This is a genomic window from Trichococcus patagoniensis (assembly GCF_003051085.1).
In the GTDB taxonomy this organism is placed as follows: domain Bacteria; phylum Bacillota; class Bacilli; order Lactobacillales; family Aerococcaceae; genus Trichococcus; species Trichococcus patagoniensis.
This window is the reverse complement of sequence record NZ_QAOM01000003.1, coordinates 86,463-107,756: the sequence shown is the minus strand read 5'-3', so window position 1 is coordinate 107,756 and position 21,294 is coordinate 86,463. Positions and strand designations below refer to the sequence as shown.

The following is a 21,294-nucleotide window of genomic DNA, read 5'->3' as shown; positions in this document are numbered from 1 at the left end:
TAAAAAAAAGAAGGCTCACCTATGTATGAACTGAAAAGAATCTGGATAACGCGTGTTCCAGCGGACAAAAAAGCTTGGGAAGATTTATTGGTCTTAGGCGGATTGGTCCCGGACGAGCAAGTCGACTATACAGTAGGCCTCTATGACCGAAACAAATTAGTCGCTACCGGATCGACTTATCAAAATATCATCAAACTAGTCGCTGTCGATCCTGAATATCAAAGCGAAAATTTATTGACAAAAATCGTGATGGCTTTATCTTCCAAGCTTCACGATGAGGGCATTATCCACTTCTTTTTGTATACGAAACCCTGCGTGGCGATTTCCTTTGCATCTCTGGGCTTTAAAGAGATCATTCGCACAAACACGATTCTCTTTATGGAACAAGGCTCACCCGATTTTTCGGACTACATGGCCTTGCTTGAAAGCCGTAAGAGGGATGCCGATCATGCGGGGGCCATCGTAATGAATGCGAATCCGTTCACTAAAGGTCATTTGTACTTAGTTGAAACGGCTGCTGCACAAGTTGATATTCTCTATCTTTTTGTCCTGTCCGATGATCGCTCCGAATTTTCGACGGAAGAGCGATCAAAGCTTGTCAAGGCGGGCACTCAGCACCTTCCGAATGTGGTCATTCTCCCGACAAGGGATTATCAAGTGTCATCCGCTACTTTCCCATCCTACTTTCTGAAGGATCAGGCAGTAGAAAGCCTAGCCCGCGTACAGGCGACGCTGGATGCAACCTTGTTCAAGGAGAGGATCGCGCCTGCTCTCCAGATCAAAACGCGCTTTGTAGGGGAAGAACCATTGTCCCCCGTTACAGAGGTATATAACGAGAGTATGCGTGAGATTTTTTCTGATACGCTTGCCCTGACAGTCGTTCCCCGGATCGAACTGGATGGACAGGTCATCAGTGCTACACGTGTACGAAAAGCATTGAAAGAAGATGATTTTCAAACAATTAAAAAACTTGTACCAGCAACAACGTATTTGTATTTAATAGAAAATTATGGAAAAAATAATAGGGGTGAAAAAAGTGGAAATTAAAAAATATGCAGTAGCTGGAACGACTGAATCAAGTGACATCATGATCGTCGTAGAACCTAGCAATAACAATGAAGTTGCCATTACACTAGATTCAAGCGTAGAAAAACAATATGGCGATCGTATCGAGGAAGTCATCATCGCAACACTTAAAAATCTGGGCATCACAAGCGCGAAAGTATCCGCTGTTGACAAAGGTGCATTGGATTGCACGATCGAAGCGCGTACAGTAACAGCCATTCATCGTGCTGCTGAAAACGACGACTACAACTGGAAGGAGATGGACACATGGAACGTTTAAGAAGAACGATGATGTTTGTCCCGGGTGCAAATGCTGCAATGCTTAGGGATGCACCCCTGTATGGTGCTGATTCAATCATGTTTGACTTGGAGGACGCTGTTTCTCTGAAAGAAAAAGATTCAGCCCGTACCTTGGTGCATTTTGCATTGAAAACATTTGATTACAGCAAATCAGAAACAGTTGTACGTATCAATAGTTTAGACACTGTTGGAAAACTAGACATTGAAGCTGTAGTTTTGGCTGGCGTAAATGTTATCAGACTTCCAAAAACAGAAACTGCTCAAGATATCATTGATGTAGATGAAGTAATCACTGCAGTAGAAACAAAATATGGTATCGAAATCGGAACAACTAAAATGATGGCAGCCATCGAATCTGCTGAAGGTACATTGAATGCTCGTGAAATCGCAAAAGCATCTACTCGTTTAATCGGGATTGCATTAGGCGCAGAAGACTACGTAACAAACATGAAAACAAAACGTTACCCGGACGGTCAAGAATTATTCTTCGCAAGAAGCTACATTCTTCATGCTGCTCGTGCAGCTGGAATTGCAGCTATTGATACAGTTTACTCTGACGTTGACAATGTACAAGGCTTCGCTAGAGAAGTTGAACTTATTAAACAACTTGGTTTTGATGGTAAGTCTGTTATTAATCCTCGTCAAATTCCAATCGTTAACAAGATTTACGCACCAACAGAAAAAGAAATTCAAAATGCAAAAGAAGTTATCTGGGCAATCAGAGAAGCAGAAGAAAAAGGTTCTGGCGTTATCTCATTGAAGGGTAAGATGATTGATAAACCAATTGTTGAACGTGCACAACGTGTTATTGCATTGGCCAAAGCGGCTAAACTGATTAACGAGGAGGAGGTTTTATAATGGCCATCAATAAAGTTGGAAAAGATATTCCTGATGTATTTGCTCAACAATATGGTGTTTATGATGGGGAATTAGCAAACATCGCTGATTACGAAGAGTCTACTCGTAAACTTCATCCTGTAAAGCCTAACGACAAAAAGATGTTGGGTAGCATTCGTGAAGCGATTGAAAAAACAGGCCTTAAAGACGGCATGACAATTTCTTTTCACCATCATTTCCGCGAAGGTGACTTCGTAATGAACATGGTTATGGATCAAATTGCTAAAATGGGTTTCAAAAACATTTCTATCGCACCAAGCTCCATTGCAAATATTCATGAACCATTAATTGGACATATTAAATCAGGTGTTGTGACAAACATTACATCAAGCGGATTACGTGATAAAGTTGGGGCAGCTATTTCCCAAGGTATCATGGAAAACCCTGTTGTGATTCGCTCTCATGGTGGACGTGCCAGAGCAATCGTCCGTGGAGATATCCATATCGATGTTGCTTTCTTAGGCGCTCCAAGTTCTGATGAATATGGTAATGTGAATGGAACATCAGGAAAAACAACGTGCGGATCTTTAGGCTACGCTATGGTAGATGCAAAGTATGCTGATAAAGTTGTCGCTATTACTGACTCATTGATGCCTTATCCAAACACACCAATCAGTATTCCTCAAACAGATGTTGATTATGTTGTTGTCGTTGATGCAATTGGCGATCCTGAAGGAATTGCTAAAGGGGCAACACGGTTCACTAAAAACCCTAAAGAACTATTGATTGCAGAATATGCTTCTAAAGTAATAATTAATTCTCCTTATTATAAACAAGGTTTCTCTTTCCAAACAGGTACCGGTGGAGCATCTCTTGCTGTAACGCGCTTCTTGAGAGATTCTATGATTGAAGATGGTATCAAAGCTAGCTTTGCTTTAGGTGGTATTACTAACGCAATGGTAGAATTGCTTGAAGAAGGACTTGTTGGAAAAATCATCGACGTGCAAGATTTTGACCATCCATCTGCTGTTTCTTTAGGAAATAATGTTAACCATTATGAAATTGATGCAAACATGTATGCTTCTCCATTAAGCAAAGGCGCTGTCATCAATCAATTGGATACAGCTATTTTATCTGCGCTAGAAATCGATACCGACTTTAACGTGAATGTTATAACAGGTTCTGATGGTGTTATTCGTGGCGCTTCAGGCGGACACTCAGATACAAGTGCAGCATGTAAAATGAGTTTGGTTATTTCGCCACTTATTCGTGGACGTATCCCAACAATTGTTGATACAGTAAATACTGTCGTTACACCAGGTGACAGTGTAGATGTAGTTGTTACCGAAGTTGGTATTGCTATCAATCCTGAACGTAAAGATTTAATTGAACACTTCAGTAATCTTGATGTTCCTCAATTTACAATTGAACAATTAAAAGACATTGCATATTCTGTAGTAGGAGCGCCAGAACCTATTGAATACGGAAACAAAGTAGTTGCTTTAATCGAATACCGTGATGGCACGATAATCGATGTGGTAAAAAATGTCTAATTCAACCCTTTTTACTGAAGGAGAACGCGTCACTTTAGAAGAAATGTTGGCAGTGCGTGAAAAACGTGTCGCCATCCAACGGGAATTATTGAGCAGCCAGAAAGAGGACAGCCTCTTGATGGCACTCATGAATATCCCGGGTCCGATAAAAAACAATCAACAGTTGGAAGCTGTCTTTACTGAAGTTCTGGAACGCATTGAAGAAGTGTTGGGCAATGATCTGCCGCAAGCTTCCCTCTACCGGAACCTGAAGACAGGGGCGGAATACTTTTTCCTTTCGCCATTGACGCCTGCACAACTGAAGGAAAAAATGGTGATGATCGAAGAAACGCATCCTTTTGGCCGATTGTTTGACCTGGATGTTCTTTGGATGGAAGGAAATGATCTGAAGAGCATCAGCCGGACCGCGTTAGGACTGAACACGAGACGCTGTTTCATCTGCAATCGTGATGCAAAAGATTGCGGACGCAGCCGTCGCCACACCATTGAAGAAATGCAAGATGCCATTTCTAAAATAATACAAGAAGGAAGTGACCAATTACATGACTAAAGAAATCCGTTTTATGGAAACGGTCTTGCGTGATGGTCAACAAAGTTTGATTGCAACACGTATGCCACTATCAGATATGTTGCCGATCATCAAAACCATGGATGAAGCCGGCTACCACTCCATCGAAATGTGGGGAGGCGCCACTTTTGATTCTTGTATCCGTTATTTGAACGAGGATCCTTGGGAACGTCTGCGCACGATCCGTAAAGAAGTCAAAAATGCAAAATTGCAGATGCTTTTGCGTGGCCAGAACTTATTGGGATACAAACACTATTCCGATGATGTCGTCAGCGCATTTGTCGAAAAATCGATCCAAAACGGAATCGATGTTGTGCGTGTCTTCGATGCATTGAATGACTTGCGCAACCTGAAGACAGCCATCGATATCACCAAAAAAGCTGGCGGCCATTGCCAGACTGCAATCTCTTATACAACCAGCGAATTCCACACAGTCGACTATTTCGTCGGCTTGACGAAGGAAATGGCTAAAATGGGCGCAGATTCCATCTGCATCAAGGACATGGCCGGCGTTTTGACGCCAGCCGTCGCTTTTGAATTGGTAAGTAAAATCAAAGCTGCAGTTGATTTGCCTTTGGAAGTCCACACACATGCGACAAGCGGCATTGCTGAAATGACCTACCTGAAAGCTGTTGAAGCTGGTGCTGATATCATCGACACAGCCATCTCCCCGTTTGCTGGCGGCACAAGCCAACCGGCTACTGAATCCGTCGCAATCGCGTTGGAAGGTCTGGGTTACAACACGGGTCTTGATATGAACAAACTTGCAGAAATCGCCGATCATTTTGCACCGATCCGGGATCGTTTCCGCAACGAAGGCATCCTGAACCCTAAAGTGAAGGACGTCGAGCCGAAAACATTGCTGTATCAAGTGCCGGGCGGCATGCTTTCCAACTTGTTGAGCCAACTGACTGAACAAGGCCTGCAGGATAAATACGACGATGTATTGGCAGAAGTTCCGAAAGTGCGTGCGGACTTAGGCTATCCTCCATTGGTTACACCGTTATCGCAAATGGTCGGTACGCAAGCCTTGATGAACGTCATCTCAGGCGAGCGCTACAAACTTGTGCCTAACGAAATCAAGGAATATGTAAGAGGTCAATACGGCAAACCGCCTGTAGCGATTTCTGCAGAAATCACGAAAAAAATCATCGGCAACGAAGGCATCACAACTGTGAGACCTGCCGATCTGATCTTGCCGCAAATGCCTAAATTTGAAAAAGAGATCAGCCAATACGCTAAATCCACAGAAGATGTTTTGATGTACGCTTTGTTCCCGCAACAAGCAAAAGACTTCCTAGGACGCAGAGAAGACAGATTCTACGATGTTCCAGTACAAACAATCGATGTTTCCATCGACGTACAATAAGGATACAAAAGTAAAAAAGCCGAAATGCCCACGGGCATTTCGGCTTTTTTGTTAGTCATGCATCCCAAATCTGTTTTGTCGAAAGAGCTGAGAGCAGTTGGCTGTTCTGGTTGCGTTTGACCAGATTGTTGATCCTGCGCTCGTCGTAACCAGAACAGATCATCGTTTCTTCTGCTGACTCGGGTTGGATAATCGGCATCGCAAAGTCCAGATCTGAGCTGTCGGTGATGACGAAAGTCAGGAAAGCGTAGGCGCAGATTTGGCTTTCACCCGAGCGCACATCCGTGGCAGTCAGTTTGGCGAAGGCTTCCACGGAAGTGTTCCCGCAGCCGGAAACATAAGCCTCCACGTAGATGGCCTCATTTTTCCGGACGGGTTGGATGAAGGCGACCAAATCGACAGTCGCGGTGAAGGAAGGCCGCTTGACGAAGTTGAACACGGCCCTGCCGCAGGCTGAGTCGAAATGCGACATGATTTCGCCACCGAACAGGGTATCTTTATCGTTCAATTCGCTGTAGGAAACGAACGCAGTGCGCACGTTGCGCGTCTGGTTGCAGGTCAGTTCTTTTTTTGTATGGTCCATATCATCATTCCTTATTTTGGATTATTTTTTCCATTGTATCATAGCTTTCGGCCGCAATAGTGTCTTCCTGTTGCTTTTGCATTTTGCCGGTCGAGGGTTCTGGTTTGTATCCGTTTGCATAACGTTATAAAATGGACACAAGAGATGCATTTCCTGCCGAAAGGAACGCGGCTTGCATCTGTCCGCCGAAACCCGCAGAAGAAAAGAGGTCTCCGCAATGAACAGAAAACTGATGCGCATGCTGATTGTTGCCGCTTATATCCTTCTCCCTGTATTTATCGCTGCAGTCTCTCTCAGGAACAGGAGCTTCCTTTCCGCAGGCCCGCCATTTCTGGGGATTGTATCCTATACTTGGCTTTTGACGGGAGTCATCATCGCATCCCGTCCGAGGTTCATCGAACAATACTTCAGCTTGGACAAGCTGAATCGATTCCATGCCATCATGGCCGTCGTCGCCTTATCGATCGGAGTCACGCATAAATTATGGGTGACTGTTCTCTGGGGCTGGGTATACCGCTACTCGACCATCTTCGGGGACTTAGCCATCATCTTTTTTTTGACCATCGCTGTCCTTTCCGCCCTCATCATGACCAACTGGTTTGGGCGAAAAAAAATCGTCAAAACGGCCAAAACTACCCTCAAAAAATATCCCATCGCCAACTATGAGAAGATGAAAGTCATCCATAATTTCAATATACTCGCCGCCACTTTTTTGGCTATCCATGTCTTGACCATGACCGTGATCGTGCAGGGCGACTACCTTGCCGCAGGCATTTTCGGAGGCTATTTCGCTTTGGCGTTTGGCCTGTACATCAACCATAAATTCCTCAAACCCACAAGACTCAAGAAAAATCTGTACACCGTCACAGCCACAAGACCGGAAAAGGGCAATGTCCTGGAAGTCCATCTGAAGCCGGACAATGGCGAAGTATTCCCTTACCAAGCCGGGCAGTTTGTCTTTCTGCGCCTCTATGACCCACAGTATTCATCTGAAGAGCATCCTTTCTCGCTGATCAGTGCCCCACAGGATCGGGATGAAGTCGCACTGGCCATCAAGGATTCCGGGGATTACACGCACCGGTTCCAAACGCTGCAGCCGGGAGTCAAAGCGTCGCTTGAAGGCCCTCATGGCGGTATGTGGCATGTTCAAGAAGGGATGCACGATAAAACAGTGAGTATGGTCATGTTTGCGGGAGGAATCGGGATCACACCGATGCTGGGGATATTGGAAAACAGTGCGCACCTACAATTCCCGAACAGAATGGTGCTGGTCTGGAGTCTGAAAAATCAGGAGGAGTATGGGTTTACCGATAAGTTCCAATCGTTGAAGGACAGGCTCCCTGATTTCCGTTTGGTTCCTTTTTTTGCCAATGAGAGTGGCTTTCTGGATGAAGGGAAAATCGATAAGATTCTCCAGGACAATGAGATCCGATACGAGGCTGCCGAATACTTGTTGTGCGGTCCGCCGCCATTCATGAATGCGGTCGAAGCAGTTTTGCTTAAAAAAGGTGTTCCCAAAGACCGCATCCATTATGAAACATTTGGTTTATGATGAAGGAGGAAATTGCTATGAGCAGAAAAAAATTGAGCTTGATGCTACACGCAGGGATTGCCGGTCTGTTGTTGGTCGCATGCGCACCTGCCACTGTCGAAGACAGTGCATCTACGAGTTCCGAAGTCGCAACGGATAGTTCCATTACAGAGAGCTCAATCACCGAAATGCGTACCTTCACGCTTGAAGAACTCAGTCAATACAATGGCAAAAATGGCCAGCCTGCATATGTAGCCGTCGATGGGGTCGTCTACGATGTCACAAATGTGGAAGCTTGGAAAGACGGTGAACACAAACAGGGGTTGACGGCAGGCAATGAATTGACGGAAGAAATCACCAGCCAATCGCCTCACGGCAAACAAGTCCTTGAGGGGCTGCCGATCGTGGGCGAGTTTGTAGACTGATTATTACAATCGTGCAGAGAGAATGGGGCCTTCCTTGGAAGCGCTCCATTTTTCTCGATTAAACGGATAGTGTGACAAAAAAATGACAATGAGACAAGGCTGTTTTTTCTGTTCAGAAAAGCTCATTGAGGCGTTCCTGGATGCAAGGAAAGGGCTTCGTGTAGGGGGTTGTGAACAGAAACCAAGACGTTTTTCTCCAGTGTTGGTCCAATGGTTCAATTTTGAACAGAATCCGAACCTTTTGAAAATGGGGTGAAAGTGCCTTCAATTTTTCGAAAAAAATGCCTATACTTGTTCTTGTAGGAATACTAGAACTGCTAGCAATGCGTTGCAGTACCGGTCTGTACCGGAACTATTTTGAGAGGGGACATATCATGAGAGTCGATTTAAATACTAAACCTTATAACTTGGATGCCGAGGGAATCAAGTGGGTCAAAGATACGATTGCCGGCATGTCGGTTGAAGAGAAAATCGGGCAACTGTTCATCAATATGGGATCAGAGCGCACGGAGGAATATCTGACGGGCGTACTGAATAATTACCACATCGGAGGCGTCCGCTATAATCCAGGGATGGCAGAAGAAGTGTATGAGCAAAACAAAATTTTGCAGGAAAACAGCAAAATTCCTTTATTGATCGCTGCCAATACAGAAGCAGGCGGCAACGGCGCATGTAAAGACGGTACCTATGTCGGTGTTGAAGTGAAAATCGCAGCTACAAATGATACGAAGTATGCCTATGAAATGGGCCGCGTTTCCGGTGTCGAAGCTGCTGCTATCGGCTGCAACTGGAGTTTCGCTCCGATTGTGGACATCAACCGCAACTGGCGTAACCCGATCATCGCAACCCGTACATGGAGCGGCGATGTGGATAAAACGATCGCATTGTCTTTGGCATACATGAAAGGAATCCAGGAGAGCGGCATCGCACCAGCGGCAAAACACTTCCCTGGGGACGGAATCGATGAGCGCGACCAACATCTGTCATTCAGCGTAAACCCATATTCCACTGAAGAATGGGACGCTACATTCGGTAAAGTGTACGGCACCTTGTTCGATGCCGGCTTACCATCCATCATGGCAGGTCATATCTCCTTGCCTGAATACGTGAAATACTTCAATCCGGAAGCTAGCGTCCAGGAACAGATTATGCCGGCTACTTTGAACAAATACATCCTGACAGATCTGTTGCGCGATAAAATGGGCTTCAATGGTCTGGTCGTTACGGATGCCAGCCACATGGTCGCGATGACGTCTGCCATGAAACGTCAAGATATGCTGCCGACAGCTATCGCCGCAGGTTCCGACTTGTTCTTGTTCTTCAACGATCCGGACGAAGATTTCCAATGGATGTTGGATGGCTACAATAACGGCGTCATCACCGACGAGCGTTTGGAAGAAGCTTTGACGCGTATTTTGGGTACAAAAGCTGCTTTAGGACTGCATAAAAAAGCGAAAACAGAAATCTTGCCGTCCAAAGAAGAAGCGATGGCTAAAATCGGCTTGCCGGAAAACAAGGCAATCGCAGTTGAAGTTGCCGACAAAGCGATCACTTTGGTAAAAAACAACCAAAATATCTTCCCGATTTCACCGGATAAAACGAAACGTGTCCTGTTGGTCAACGTTGAAGGCCACAAAGGCGGATTCGGTGCAATGATCGGCGGCGAAGCGGTCCGTCCGGTCGATACATTGAAAGGTATCCTGGAAGCTGAAGGCTTCGAAGTCTCCATCTGGGAATCGACGGAAGAACGGATCAACAAATTGCCGGAAGAAGAAAGAGCTGCTGCCGTTGCGAACGTGTACGCTCAAAAACGTCCGATCAAAGAATTGATAGCAGCCTACGACTTGATCATCAACGTGGCTTCGGTACAACCGAATACGGATCAACGCATCCAATGGCCAGCTTCAAAAGGGACACCGGACATTCCTTTTTATGTCCATGAAATCCCTACAATCTTTGTATCTGTGCAAGCACCGAACCACTTGGCTGACGTGCCGCAAGTACAAACTTACATCAACACATACGATTCAAAAGACTTCACACTGCAAGCTCTTGTCAATAAAATGGTCGGCCGTTCCGAATTCACTGGCGTTTCTCCGGTGGATGCATTCTGCGGATTCTTGGATACGCGTTATTAATCGATAAGAAAAAACTTCACAAGTCCGCGATCCGCGAGCCTGTGGAGTTTTTTTGCGGGTTTTTCAGTGCTGTTGAGCCCTCCCGCATGCCTCAATTATCGAGAACATATTTGCAAGTACATGGTAGTGGTGATAAAATGAAAGAAATTTCATTTATCAAAAAATGAATAATAGAGCCTGAAAATGGCCCGAATGCGTACAGCCAGAGGAGGCAAAACGATGAAAAACGATTTGAAGGAAAAAATTCTGAAGATTATTGAAAAGAACAACAAACTGACTGATGAAGAAGTTGCGGTCATGTTGGGCGTTGCCACAGAAGAAGTGGCGATTGCCGTGAAAGAACTGGAAACGGACAAAATCATCTGCGGCTACCATACCTTGATCAATTGGGACAAGACCGGCGATGACGAAGTTTCTGCCATCATCGAGCTGCGCGTAAATCCGCAAAGAGGGTCCGGCTTCGACCGTATCGCGGAAAAAGTCTACCAATTCCCTGAAGTGGATACTGTTTTCCTGATGTCCGGCGGGTTTGATTTTATGGTGCAACTGAAGAAAGCTCCGATGAAAGAGATCGCACTATTTGTTGCGAAACGTCTTTCCGTCATCGACGAAGTACAATCAACCACTACTCATTTCGTATTGAAACGTTATAAAGATCACGGCACGTTGTTTGTGGATGAGGGTGGCGATAAACGGATGGTGTTGACTCCATGAGAAATCCGATAAATGCTAAGGTGCGGGAAATCAAACCTTCCGGCATCCGGAGATTTTTTGATATTGCGAATGAAATACCCGGAGTGATTTCGTTGGGGGTAGGCGAGCCCGATTTTGATACTCCTTGGATTGTGCGTGACGAAGGTATGTATACACTCCAAAAAGGGCGCACCTTCTACACTGCCAATGCCGGTTTGGCCGAGCTGCGCCAAGAAATCTGCCGATATCTGGAACGCCGCTACAATCTGCATTATTCCCCGGAAGATGAAACCGTCGTTACGGTAGGCGGAAGTGAAGCCATCGATTTGGCATTGCGTGCCATGTTGGACCCGGGTGATGAGGTCGTCTATGCGGAGCCTTGCTATGTCTCCTATCTTCCGTGTATCGTCTTGGCTGACGGGGTTCCCGTCGCCATCCCGTTACAGGAGAAGAACCAATTCCGTTTGACGAAAGAAGAACTGGAAGCGGCGATTACTCCGAAAACAAAAGTACTGATTCTTTCTTATCCCAACAATCCAACTGGTGCCGTTATGTCCAAAGAGGACTTGGAAGCGATCGCTGAAGTCATCATCGCCAACGATCTATTCGTCATCACTGATGAAATCTATAGCGAACTTTCCTATAATGGAGATCACGTCAGTATTGCCTCTTTACCGGGAATGAAGGAACGGACTGTGTACATCAATGGATTCTCGAAAGGGTTTGCGATGACCGGTTGGCGTTTGGGCTATGCAACTGCTCCACCGATCATTATGGAACAGATGATCAAAATTCATCAATTCTCCATTATGGCCGCACCGACGACAAGCCAATACGCAGGTATTGTTGCATTGAGAAGCTGCGATGATAATGTTGCCGAGATGCGTGAAAGCTACAATCAACGTCGCCGTTATTTAATGAAAATCCTTAAAGATTTGGACTTGCCATGTTTTGTACCTTACGGAGCCTTTTATATCTTCCCGAACATAACCGAATTCGGCTTGACTTCGGAAGAGTTCGCTACACGTTTGGTTCTGGAGGAAAAAGTGGCCGTTGTGCCAGGAACAGCCTTCGGAGAGAGCGGAGAGGGCTTTATACGTATTTCCTATGCCTATTCGATCGAAGAGCTGAAAGAAGCCTTCGAACACATAAAAAGCTTTATCGAACGCCTACGTGCAGAGAATAAAAGCAATCAATAAAAAGAAAGACTGCAGAGTTGCGTTCCTACGCAACTTGTGTGGTCTTTTTTTGCTCGATTGGTGAGGAAATGGCTATGTATCAGTGTTTTTGAACTTTTTTAAAATTTTTAAATAAAAAAGGTTTACAAAATATACCCTATGGGGTATTATGAATCCATAAGCGATTGATACTACTTACGAAAAAGGAGCCAAGTATGCTATTTAATTTATTCAACAGTATGCCTTCCGTATCCACTAAGGAACTGGAAGCAAAATTAACTGAAAAACCACAAATAATCGATGTCCGTGAACCGAACGAATTCATCGCAGGACATATTCCAGGCGCAAAAAATGTTCCGTTGAGAAAAGCGGAAACTTATACCCCTAAGGGTAAAGTGTATGTGATCTGCCAATCAGGCGGACGCAGCAAACGTGCAGCAACTATCTTAAAATCCAAAGGCTACGATGTAGTCAATGTCAAAGGCGGCATGTCCGCATGGTCAGGCGCGACAAGAGGAGGAAAACTATGATGAAAATTGTTATTATCGGTGGAGTGGCAGGCGGTATGTCCGCTGCAACACGTTTGAGAAGATTGAATGAAGATGCAGAAATCATCGTACTGGAAAAAGGACCTTTCGTTTCCTTTGCGAACTGTGGCTTGCCTTACTATGTTTCAGGCGATATCCAAGAACGCAGCGATCTATTGGTCCAAACGCCTGAGCAACTGCGGGCACGTTTTGACTTGGATGTCCGTCCTTTCAGTGAAGCGATTGCGATCGATTCAGATAAAAAAGAAGTCACGGTCCGTTCAAAAGAGGGCGAATACCAGTTGGCTTACGATAAAGTCATTTTATCCCCAGGAGCAAAACCATTCGTACCGCCAGCTGAAGGTCTATCCGAAGCCAAAAATATCTTCACAATGCGCAATGTGCCGGATGTGGATGCTGTCACAGGTTTCATCCTTGAGCATAAACCGAAAAAAGCAGTCGTCATCGGAGCTGGATTCATTGGTCTTGAAATGGCTGAAAGCTTAGCACACCGTGGTTTGGCTGTAACAATCGTCGAAAAAGCACCGCATGTCTTGCCTCCTTTCGATGAAGAAATGGCGGCTTACTTAGCGGATGAATTGAAAGCAAACGGCGTGACACTGTACACAGGCGTTGCGGCTACGGCTTTCCAAAACGAAGGCAAAACAATCGTCCTTGAAAACGGCGTGACACTGGATAGCGACTTGACCATCATGTCAGTCGGCGTCCAGCCTGAGAACAGCCTAGCGATCGCTGCGGGTATCGAAACAGGTATGCGCGGTGGAATTCTGGTCGATGAAAACTATGAAACAAGCAAAAAAGACATCTATGCAGTCGGTGACGCAATCATCGTGAAGCAGCAGATTACTGGTGAAGACACCATGATCGCTTTGGCTTCGCCCGCGAACCGTCAAGGACGTCAAGTAGCTGATGTCATCAGCGGCTTGAACAGAAAAAATAAAGGCAGCATCGGAACCGCAATCGTGCGTGTATTCGGTTTGGCCGGCGCTTCCACAGGTATGAACGAGCGCCAATTACAACTGTCAGGCAAAGAATTTGCAGTCGTGCATATCCAAGGAAAGAGCCATGCCGGCTACTATCCGAATGCATCAGCAATCGTCCTGAAATTGATTTTCCATCCGACAACCGGTGAAATTTATGGAGCGCAAGCTATCGGGGCGGATGGCGTAGATAAACGTATCGATATCATCGCTACAGCAATCAAAGGCAATTTGACGGTCCATGATTTGCCGGAATTGGAATTCACATACGCACCTCCGTTCGGTTCAGCCAAAGATCCAGTCAATATGGCCGGCTACGCAGCCATGAACATCATCGAAGGCGTTTCTGAATCCATCCAATGGTATGAATTGGAAAAGATGCAGGAAGCTGGCTATCAACTGTTGGACGTCCGCGGTGAGGGCGAAATCGCAAGACTAGGAGCCTTGAATGGCGCCATCAACATCCCAGTCGATGATTTGCGCGCACGTATCGGAGAATTATCGAAAGAAACACCGATCATCGTCAGCTGCCAAAGCGGCTTACGTAGCTATATAGCAGAACGTGTATTGAAACAAAATGGCTTTACAGTCAAAAATTTAGATGGTGCATTCAGCTTATATGCAACCGTCAGACCAGAAAAGGTGGTAAAATAATATGTATCAATCAATTACAATGCCGGAATTCGAACAATTATGGAAAAAAACTCCTGTCAAACTAGTGGACGTACGTGAAGCAGACGAATTTGCACATGCACACGTTGATGGTGCCATCTCTATGCCTTTGAGCGGTTTAGAAGACACTGTTGATCAATTGGATAAGGATGGAAATTACTATGTTATGTGCCTGAGCGGTGCGCGCTCAATGGCAGCTTGCCAATATCTTGCTTCAAAGGGCTACAAAGTAACGAACGTAATGGGAGGCATTTCGGCCTGGAGGGGTGAAGTTGTGTGAATCAATACAACAAAAATATAATCAACCGCATGAAGCGTGCGGAAGGACAAATGCGCGGCATCCTTGCCATGATGGAAGACGGAAAGAACTGTTCTGACGTCGTGACGCAATTGTCCGCAGTACGATCCAGCATCGACCGCGCAATGGGCATCATCGTTGCCGAAAATCTGGTTGCCTGTGTGAATGACCAGGAAAAAGACGGCATGTCCAAAGAAGAAAGTGTCCAACAAGCAATCAATTTGTTGGTTAAGAGCAGATAAAGCGAGAGAGCGTGATGATTCGCGTTTGCGTGAGAGCGAGATGAATCCCGGGTAGAAATCGAGCACTAAGAGGATATTACGAGAACGGCCGTTTTTTTGGCCGTGACGTAATATCAGCTTAGGCAGAGATTTCTGGGATTCAGAACGCGTTTACGATAGAGCGCGATGAAATATAAGAGGGGGCTGTCTCGTGATGATGAGACGGTCCTCTTTTTGCGAGGAGCGCAATGGCACAGGTCTCCGGTTGTCCGATTCAATCGGATTATCGGACAATCTCCGATGCTATCGGTCTCTAGTTGTCCGATTTTTCATGTTTATCGGACAAGCTGCGATGGCACCGGTCTCTGGTTGTCCGATTCATTCGGATTATCGGACAAGCTGCGATGGCACTGGTTTCTGGTTGTCCGATTTTTCATGTTTATCGGACAATCTCCGGCGAAGCGCCCCTGGCCGGAGATCACCGGTAATTATCAGCCGCACCTCCGACGAAGCCGCGCTCATCGGAGAACCCAAGCTCAAATGTTGGCTGAACTCCGGCGAAGCCTCCGCTCGCCGGAACAGAGCGGAGAACTGCAGTTAACCGGAGCAAAAATGTAAAATAATGAATACCGTACTTCAACACACAATTATTTTGTCCCCACAAGCCATTCTGATACACTGAACATGAAGAAGTTTTTTATATTCTGGCATAGCACAGCTTCGCTATCAGAGAGGGTGTTTCAGTTGGAGAAAATCATAGAAGTCAAAGGCTTATCAAAACGTTTCGGAGATGTGCAGGCGGTCAAGGACATCGATTTCCATGTGAATGCCGGCCAGCTTTTTGCATTTTTGGGGCCGAATGGAGCAGGCAAGTCAACGACAATCGATATCATCTGCACACTGCTGCAGGCGGACAGTGGTGAAGTCACGATAAATGGATTCACTATAGGGAAGGATGATTTTGCAATCCGCTCCAATATAGGCGTCGTCTTCCAAACAAACTTGTTGGACAAACTGCTGACCGTCAAGGAAAATCTTGAGGTAAGAGGGAGTTTTTACGGCTTATCCAAATCGGAATGGGAACCGGCATTCCTTCGAGCGACCGAGGCTGCCGGGGTAACGGGATTTTTGGACAGGCCGTACGGAAAGTTGTCTGGTGGCCAGAAGCGGCGAGCGGATATCGCGCGCGCCTTGATCAACACGCCAAAGATTCTCTTTTTGGATGAGCCGACGACCGGATTGGATCCCCAAACCCGCAAGAATGTCTGGGATACGATCCGGAAACTCCAAGCGGAACACGGAATGACGATTTTTCTGACGACGCATTACATGGAGGAGGCGGCTGGCGCAGATTATGTCGTCATCATCGATGAAGGAGAAATCATCGCGGAAGGGACCCCTGATGCGCTGCGGGAAAGATACAGCTCTGACGTATTGAAGATGCGCACCGAAGCAGTATCCGAAGTGAGCCGCATTTTGGATGCTCATCAAGCGCAGTATGAGCTACAGCAAGACCTCTTCCATGTGAAATTAGGCAAAACAATGGATGCACTGCCCATTCTGGAGCAATGTAAGCCATACCTGACTTATTTTGAAGTGGTGGCAGGGTCCATGGATGATGCCTTTATTGCGATAACAGGAAAGCAGGTGCAAGAATGATACCGATCATTGGCCGCAACATAAAAATATTTTTCAGGGACAAAGCGAATGTTTTCTTCTCCTTGCTGGCAGTGCTGATCATCATCGGACTCTACGTCTTTTTCTTGGGTAAGAATTTGAGGAGCGGTTTGGGGGATTCGGTAGGTGCGCAGTATGTCATGGATAGCTGGATTATGTCCGGTGTCATCTCGGTTTCCGGAGTGACGACAACAATGGGGGCATTCGCTGTCATGATCGATGACCGGGCCAATAAAATATTGAAGGACTTTACCGTCTCACCGATCCGACCCAGCAGATTGGCGGCGGCCTATATCCTGAGTTCGGTAGTTGTTGGTTTCATCATGAGCCTCGTCACGTTCGTGTTGGCCGAATCTTACATCTTCCTCAACGGTGGGGAGTTGTTGGCTCCGCTGGCCATACTGAAGATGCTCGGCCTGATTATTCTCACCGTGTTGACGAGCAGTGCGATGGTCTATTTCCTGACTTCCTTCTTCAATAGCCAGAACGCTTTCGCGACAGCCAGCACGATCCTCGGCACCATCATCGGATTCCTTGCCGGTGTCTATGTGCCAATCGGACAGTTCTCGGACAATGTGCAGACGATCATCAAACTGTTCCCGATGACCTATTCGGCTTCCTTGATGAGGCAAGTGATGATGGAGGAACCTTTGAAAATCTCGTTCGCAGGGGTTCCGGTTGAAGGTTTGGATGCCTTTAAACTGATGATGGGGCATACAATCCGCTTCGGTGAAACCACAGTGACTCCCTTTACGAGCATCCTTATCCTGATCGGCACCGCACTGTTGCTTTACGGCTTATCTATCCTGAACATCTCCAGAAAGGCGAAATAAGCAAAGAACCGATGGCCTCGCATTGAGCGCCATCGGTTCTTTCGTTTTTAAAACAGGTTTTTGATCTTCTCGATGTTTTTGATGATGACGGATGTTGTGCCGTCGGGATTGTTGATGAATTCCACAACGTCCGGGTCTTTGTAAAGCTCCAGCGGAATGCTGATTTCGATGCCGTTATCGAGCCTGAATTTTTGCTTGGAATATTTCGGTCCGGCGATTGCCGCTTCCGCAGGGGCGCGATCGACATAGCCCAATTCCTCGACCTGTTCGAAATATTTCTGCTTCTTGGCGAAGTTATCGCCGAACAAGGCTTCAGCGATCTTTTCATTGTCGATGAGGTTGTCTTCCTGCATACTCGTGACGATGGCTTCCTTCGTTTCGGCCAATACCTGGAATTCTTCGTCGTTGAAGGCTTTGCTTGTTTTTTGGACAGCCTTTTTGATGATGGAGATGTTCTCCTTCAGGCTCGGTTTCGGCGTGTCTTCGAGGAACATTTCCGTGAAGTAGTTTACTTTTTCCCCAAGTTCGGCAATCATGTGCTTTTTCTCGATGACATGGTATACCATCTGCTCCAGATTCACAACAAGGCCTTCCTGGATTGCTTGTCTTTGCGAAGGCAGAATGGCACGATTCAAGATGATCTGGTTGGTCAGAACGTCCCCTTCATACGAAACAAAGTGCGTATAGCTGTCTGAGTAGTTCAGCTTGAACACCCCAAGGCATGGCACTTCATCCAATTCAAAATGCGCAATCAGCAGATCTGCGGGCGGGATTTCGGGATTCAATTTGGTCACATTGAAGAATTTTTCCGACAAGGCTTTCGTGCCTTCGACAAAGTCGCTTTGGCAATTCTTGAACAGGGCAGTCATCTGATTGCCCTCTTCCAAAATCCCGTCCTTCATGCTGTCGGAATCTTCGACCTTTGCGACCATCGCTTCGATATATTCAATCATCATGCGCTCTGACGTATCCAGTCCGGCATAGGAAAAAATCGGTTCATTCGTGTTGATGTCCAAAATGTGTAAAATAGCTTGTTTAATGCGTATCAATTTCTTCAACCTCCGTTTTTGTTCACGCCTATCAGTATCCCATAAAATCGCCTTTCAAACAAAGCAAAAATATCAGCTTCCTATTTGCCTAAGCATCGCATATAATGATGTTATTTGAAAATGAAAAGGAATGGAGGGACGGAATGTCTCAATATAAATCCGGCGTGCTGTTTACCGTTGTAGGGGCTCTGCTGTGGGGGATTTCGGGGACCAGCGGGCAGTTTCTGCTGCAGCAGCGCGGTTTGACCTCCGGCTGGCTGGTCGCCGTCAGGATGCTGATGGCTGGCTTGATTTTGTTGGTGCTGTGTTACAAAAAAGAAAAGGATGCTATTTTTCGGGTCTGGAAAGAGAAGCATGACCGCAGGGATTTGTTCCTGTTCGCGGCTTTGGGACTATCCTTTTGCCAATACACGTATTTTGCGACCATCAGCCATTCAAATGCCGGAACGGCTACAGTCCTGCAATTTTTGGCCCCGGTCCTGATCATGATTTACCTTTCCGTCAAGAATAGAAAATTACCGCGGACGGCTGAAATGGTAGCCATCGTTTTTGCCGTCGCCGGTATTTTCCTGCTGGCCACACATGGTAGATTCGATAGTCTGGCCATATCGCAAGAAGCATTGATGTACGGACTCTTGTCGGCTGTGTCCGTCGTCATCTACAACCTCCAGCCTGCCCGATTGATCAAAACCTATGGGACGCTGCTATCGTTGGGGTGGGGCATGCTGATCGGAGGCGTTCTGCTTTCGATCGTGTACCAGCCTTGGAGGATCATAGGCACTTGGGATCTCGCTGCATTTGCTTCTTTGCTGGTCATCATCCTGTTGGGGACGGTCATTTCCTTCAGTCTCTATCTGGAAGGCGTGCATCGCATCGGTGCTACGGTCGGAAGCCTGCTATCATCGGCCGAACCGCTATCGGCAACGTTCCTTTCCGTCTTTTGGCTCGGGACCACTCTCGACTGGACAGATCTGATCGGCATCGCCTTGATCCTGTCGACCGTGTTCTTGTTGACGCTGAAATCAAAACCGTTGAAATCAAGCGAGGTCATCCAAACCGAACTGAATATCTGAATTTTTCAAGAACGTGGTGCCGAAAAGCATCACGTTTTTGTCTTTTGACAGCGTCATAATTTCTAAACCAGAGCATTTGTTCTATAATGAAGACAGGTAAATGTCAGTTTATGAGGATGGTCAATTCAGAAATGAGGGGCGAATTATGGTGAAAAAGACGAAGATAGTCTGCACAATCGGACCAGCAAGCGATTCAGTCGATGTGTTGGTAAGGATGATGAACAGCGGCATGAATGTGGCGCGGCTGAATTTTTCGCACGGCGCACATGATACGCATATGGTCAGTCTGAATAATGTCAGGGAAGCTGCACGATTGGCGAACAAAAATATAGGCATCATGATGGATATCCAAGGACAGAAAATCCGGACAAACAAAATGACGGATGATGCCGTTACCTTGGTTTCCGGGGAGTCGGTAATCATCAGCATGGAACCCGTGCTGGGAACAAAAGAAAAATTTTCTGTCACCTATCCTGAACTGATCAATGATGTGACGATCGGCATGCATATTTTGATCGATGACGGATTATTGGTTCTGGAGGTTACGGATATCAATTATGAAGCCAAAGAAATCATAGCCATAGTCCAAGTGGACGGCATTCTGAAGAATTCAAAAGGCATCAATGTGCCGGAAGCTAAATTCAGTATGCCCGGTCTGACGGAAAAAGATGCTGCGGATATCCGCTTCGGTGTGCAGCAAGGCGTGGACTTCATTGCCGCCAGCTTTGTCCGCAGGGCCAGTGATATCCTGGAAATTATTGAGATACTTGAAGAAATGGGTGCGACGGATACGCAGATCATCGCCAAAATCGAAAATCAGGAAGGTGTACAGAACGCCGAAGAAATACTCAAAGTGTGCAGCGGCTTGATGGTGGCGCGCGGCGATTTGGGCGTGGAAATAAACGGTGCCGATGTGCCTATTGTCCAAAAAGATCTGATCCGGAAATGCAATCTGGTCGGAAAACAAGTCATCACTGCTACACAGATGTTGGACTCTATGCAATGGAACCCGCGGCCGACAAGGGCAGAAGCGAGCGACGTCGCGAATGCTATATTTGACGGAACAGATGCAGTCATGCTTTCCGGCGAGTCGGCTGTCGGCCAATACCCAGTCGAAACCGTCGCGATGATGGCACGGATTGCGGAACGGACGGAAGAAGCTCTTGAGGCAAATGGCGGGAATCTATCCACACTGGCCTTGTTCGATAAGGCATCCGTTACCGAAGCCATCAGCCAAGCTGCAGCGCGCACGGTCATGAATCTGGGCATCAAAACCATCGTAGCGGCAACTAGTTCCGGACATACGGCCCGCATGATCTCCAAATACCGGCCGAAAGCGAATATTTTGGCGGCGACCTACAGCGAAAGGATTCAGAGAGGGCTGACGCTTGTGTGGGGAGTTCAGGCTTTCGTCACCGAAGAACCGGAAAATGTGGATGATATGCTGAGTAAGGTAACTGCATTGGCGAAAGAAAAGGGATTTGCGCAACCTGGAGAAGCTATCGTCATCACTGCTGGGACGCCGATAAAAGAAAGCGGCACAACTAATCTAATGAAGATTGAACGGATACCCGATTGAACTTAATGCATCGCACAATTGCATAAGAATAGGCCGCCTCATTGCGAGACGGCCTATTCTTATACAATTGTGCCCGGCAAGAGGCCAGCTAACCAGAGCTCTCCTCCGGCCAGCGGAACGGATC

At 46.5% G+C, this 21,294-nt stretch carries 20 protein-coding genes and 1 pseudogene; 19 read left to right on the top strand and 2 right to left on the bottom strand.

Features of this window, described 5'->3' with window-relative positions; translation table 11 throughout:
• Window positions 1–21 precede the first annotated feature (21 nt).
• The 6 genes from citC to C8U37_RS02750 are packed head-to-tail and all read left to right on the top strand — an operon-like array spanning window position 22 to window position 5,692.
• Window positions 22–1,047 carry a [citrate (pro-3S)-lyase] ligase gene (gene citC, locus C8U37_RS02775; RefSeq protein WP_108031741.1) on the top strand — a complete coding sequence of 342 codons (1,026 nt, stop codon included), beginning with the start codon at window positions 22–24 and terminating at the stop codon, window positions 1,045–1,047.
• Window positions 1,037–1,345: a citrate lyase acyl carrier protein gene (gene citD, locus C8U37_RS02770; RefSeq protein WP_108031740.1), complete on the top strand. Its 309-nt coding sequence runs from the start codon at window positions 1,037–1,039 to the stop codon at window positions 1,343–1,345. Before citC ends, citD begins: the two co-directional genes overlap by 11 nt.
• Window positions 1,333–2,223, top strand: a complete 891-nt coding sequence (gene citE, locus C8U37_RS02765) for a citrate (pro-3S)-lyase subunit beta (RefSeq protein WP_108031739.1) — start codon at window positions 1,333–1,335, stop codon at window positions 2,221–2,223. The genes citD and citE overlap by 13 nt, the downstream gene beginning before the upstream one ends.
• Complete coding sequence (gene citF / locus C8U37_RS02760) at window positions 2,223–3,755, top strand: citrate lyase subunit alpha (protein ID WP_108031738.1); 1,533 nt, start codon at window positions 2,223–2,225, stop codon at window positions 3,753–3,755. The genes citE and citF overlap by 1 nt, the downstream gene beginning before the upstream one ends.
• Window positions 3,748–4,305 (top strand): citrate lyase holo-[acyl-carrier protein] synthase, encoded by a 558-nt coding sequence (gene citX / locus C8U37_RS02755; RefSeq protein WP_108031737.1) that lies wholly within the window; start codon window positions 3,748–3,750, stop codon window positions 4,303–4,305. Before citF ends, citX begins: the two co-directional genes overlap by 8 nt.
• On the top strand, window positions 4,298–5,692 hold the full coding sequence (locus C8U37_RS02750) for an oxaloacetate decarboxylase subunit alpha (protein WP_108031736.1): 1,395 nt from the start codon (window positions 4,298–4,300) through the stop codon (window positions 5,690–5,692). The genes citX and C8U37_RS02750 overlap by 8 nt, the downstream gene beginning before the upstream one ends.
• 55 nt (window positions 5,693–5,747) lie before the next feature.
• Here the strand turns inward: C8U37_RS02750 and C8U37_RS02745 are convergent, their stop codons facing one another.
• The gene (locus tag C8U37_RS02745) at window positions 5,748–6,275 is read right to left on the bottom strand and encodes an acyl-CoA thioesterase (protein WP_108031735.1); all 528 of its coding nucleotides are present in this window, start codon (window positions 6,273–6,275) and stop codon (window positions 5,748–5,750) included.
• Between the two features lie 217 nt (window positions 6,276–6,492).
• Here C8U37_RS02745 and C8U37_RS02740 point away from each other — a divergent pair, with 217 nt between their 5' ends.
• From C8U37_RS02740 to C8U37_RS02690, 11 genes are all read left to right on the top strand, one after another.
• Complete coding sequence (locus C8U37_RS02740; protein WP_108031734.1) at window positions 6,493–7,827, top strand: ferredoxin reductase family protein; 1,335 nt, start codon at window positions 6,493–6,495, stop codon at window positions 7,825–7,827.
• A 167-nt stretch (window positions 7,828–7,994) separates the two neighbouring features.
• Window positions 7,995–8,231, top strand: coding sequence for a cytochrome b5 domain-containing protein (locus C8U37_RS02735; protein WP_108031826.1), 237 nt, complete (start codon window positions 7,995–7,997; stop codon window positions 8,229–8,231).
• Between the two features lie 374 nt (window positions 8,232–8,605).
• Complete coding sequence (locus C8U37_RS02730; RefSeq protein WP_108031733.1) at window positions 8,606–10,369, top strand: glycoside hydrolase family 3 protein; 1,764 nt, start codon at window positions 8,606–8,608, stop codon at window positions 10,367–10,369.
• 219 nt (window positions 10,370–10,588) lie between these two features.
• Window positions 10,589–11,083, top strand: coding sequence for an Lrp/AsnC family transcriptional regulator (locus tag C8U37_RS02725; RefSeq protein WP_108031732.1), 495 nt, complete (start codon window positions 10,589–10,591; stop codon window positions 11,081–11,083).
• On the top strand, window positions 11,080–12,261 hold the full coding sequence (locus C8U37_RS02720; RefSeq protein WP_108031731.1) for an aminotransferase class I/II-fold pyridoxal phosphate-dependent enzyme: 1,182 nt from the start codon (window positions 11,080–11,082) through the stop codon (window positions 12,259–12,261). The genes C8U37_RS02725 and C8U37_RS02720 overlap by 4 nt, the downstream gene beginning before the upstream one ends.
• A gap of 194 nt (window positions 12,262–12,455) precedes the next feature.
• A complete protein-coding gene (locus C8U37_RS02715) occupies window positions 12,456–12,770 on the top strand; it encodes a rhodanese-like domain-containing protein (protein ID WP_108031730.1) in 315 nt (104 codons plus the stop codon).
• Window positions 12,770–14,422 carry an FAD-dependent oxidoreductase gene (locus C8U37_RS02710; RefSeq protein WP_108031825.1) on the top strand — a complete coding sequence of 551 codons (1,653 nt, stop codon included), beginning with the start codon at window positions 12,770–12,772 and terminating at the stop codon, window positions 14,420–14,422. The genes C8U37_RS02715 and C8U37_RS02710 overlap by 1 nt, the downstream gene beginning before the upstream one ends.
• Before the next feature lies 1 nt (window position 14,423).
• A complete protein-coding gene (locus C8U37_RS02705) occupies window positions 14,424–14,720 on the top strand; it encodes a rhodanese-like domain-containing protein (protein ID WP_108031729.1) in 297 nt (98 codons plus the stop codon).
• Window positions 14,717–14,980 carry a metal-sensitive transcriptional regulator gene (locus tag C8U37_RS02700; RefSeq protein WP_211306103.1) on the top strand — a complete coding sequence of 88 codons (264 nt, stop codon included), beginning with the start codon at window positions 14,717–14,719 and terminating at the stop codon, window positions 14,978–14,980. Before C8U37_RS02705 ends, C8U37_RS02700 begins: the two co-directional genes overlap by 4 nt.
• Window positions 14,981–15,703: 723 nt before the next feature.
• Complete coding sequence (locus C8U37_RS02695) at window positions 15,704–16,618, top strand: ABC transporter ATP-binding protein (protein ID WP_108031728.1); 915 nt, start codon at window positions 15,704–15,706, stop codon at window positions 16,616–16,618.
• Complete coding sequence (locus C8U37_RS02690) at window positions 16,615–17,469, top strand: ABC transporter permease (protein WP_108031727.1); 855 nt, start codon at window positions 16,615–16,617, stop codon at window positions 17,467–17,469. The genes C8U37_RS02695 and C8U37_RS02690 overlap by 4 nt, the downstream gene beginning before the upstream one ends.
• Before the next feature lie 47 nt (window positions 17,470–17,516).
• On the opposite strand, the gene C8U37_RS02685 is transcribed toward C8U37_RS02690, so the two are convergent.
• Complete coding sequence (locus C8U37_RS02685; RefSeq protein WP_108031726.1) at window positions 17,517–18,518, bottom strand: nucleoid-associated protein; 1,002 nt, start codon at window positions 18,516–18,518, stop codon at window positions 17,517–17,519.
• A 143-nt stretch (window positions 18,519–18,661) separates the two neighbouring features.
• On the opposite strand from C8U37_RS02685, the gene C8U37_RS02680 reads away from it, so the two are divergent.
• Window positions 18,662–19,591 carry an EamA family transporter gene (locus C8U37_RS02680; protein ID WP_170100168.1) on the top strand — a complete coding sequence of 310 codons (930 nt, stop codon included), beginning with the start codon at window positions 18,662–18,664 and terminating at the stop codon, window positions 19,589–19,591.
• 148 nt (window positions 19,592–19,739) lie between these two features.
• A pseudogene (pyk, locus tag C8U37_RS02675) lies at window positions 19,740–21,161 on the top strand (pyruvate kinase); the annotation flags it as partial.
• Window positions 21,162–21,294 lie beyond the last annotated feature (133 nt).

Bases quoted from the DNA above. Each gene is read 5' to 3' on its own strand.
- citC (WP_108031741.1), top strand. From the start codon at position 22: ATGTATGAACTGAAAAGAATCTGGATAACGCGTGTTCCAGCGGACAAA.
- citE (WP_108031739.1), top strand. From the start codon at position 1,333: ATGGAACGTTTAAGAAGAACGATGATGTTTGTCCCGGGTGCAAATGCT.
- citF (WP_108031738.1), top strand. From the start codon at position 2,223: ATGGCCATCAATAAAGTTGGAAAAGATATTCCTGATGTATTTGCTCAA.
- citX (WP_108031737.1), top strand. From the start codon at position 3,748: ATGTCTAATTCAACCCTTTTTACTGAAGGAGAACGCGTCACTTTAGAA.
- C8U37_RS02750 (WP_108031736.1), top strand. From the start codon at position 4,298: ATGACTAAAGAAATCCGTTTTATGGAAACGGTCTTGCGTGATGGTCAA.
- C8U37_RS02745 (WP_108031735.1), bottom strand. From the start codon at position 6,275: ATGGACCATACAAAAAAAGAACTGACCTGCAACCAGACGCGCAACGTG.
- C8U37_RS02740 (WP_108031734.1), top strand. From the start codon at position 6,493: ATGAACAGAAAACTGATGCGCATGCTGATTGTTGCCGCTTATATCCTT.
- C8U37_RS02735 (WP_108031826.1), top strand. From the start codon at position 7,995: ATGCGTACCTTCACGCTTGAAGAACTCAGTCAATACAATGGCAAAAAT.
- C8U37_RS02730 (WP_108031733.1), top strand. From the start codon at position 8,606: ATGAGAGTCGATTTAAATACTAAACCTTATAACTTGGATGCCGAGGGA.
- C8U37_RS02725 (WP_108031732.1), top strand. From the start codon at position 10,589: ATGAAAAACGATTTGAAGGAAAAAATTCTGAAGATTATTGAAAAGAAC.
- C8U37_RS02720 (WP_108031731.1), top strand. From the start codon at position 11,080: ATGAGAAATCCGATAAATGCTAAGGTGCGGGAAATCAAACCTTCCGGC.
- C8U37_RS02715 (WP_108031730.1), top strand. From the start codon at position 12,456: ATGCTATTTAATTTATTCAACAGTATGCCTTCCGTATCCACTAAGGAA.
- C8U37_RS02710 (WP_108031825.1), top strand. From the start codon at position 12,770: ATGAAAATTGTTATTATCGGTGGAGTGGCAGGCGGTATGTCCGCTGCA.
- C8U37_RS02705 (WP_108031729.1), top strand. From the start codon at position 14,424: ATGTATCAATCAATTACAATGCCGGAATTCGAACAATTATGGAAAAAA.
- C8U37_RS02690 (WP_108031727.1), top strand. From the start codon at position 16,615: ATGATACCGATCATTGGCCGCAACATAAAAATATTTTTCAGGGACAAA.
- C8U37_RS02680 (WP_170100168.1), top strand. From the start codon at position 18,662: ATGTCTCAATATAAATCCGGCGTGCTGTTTACCGTTGTAGGGGCTCTG.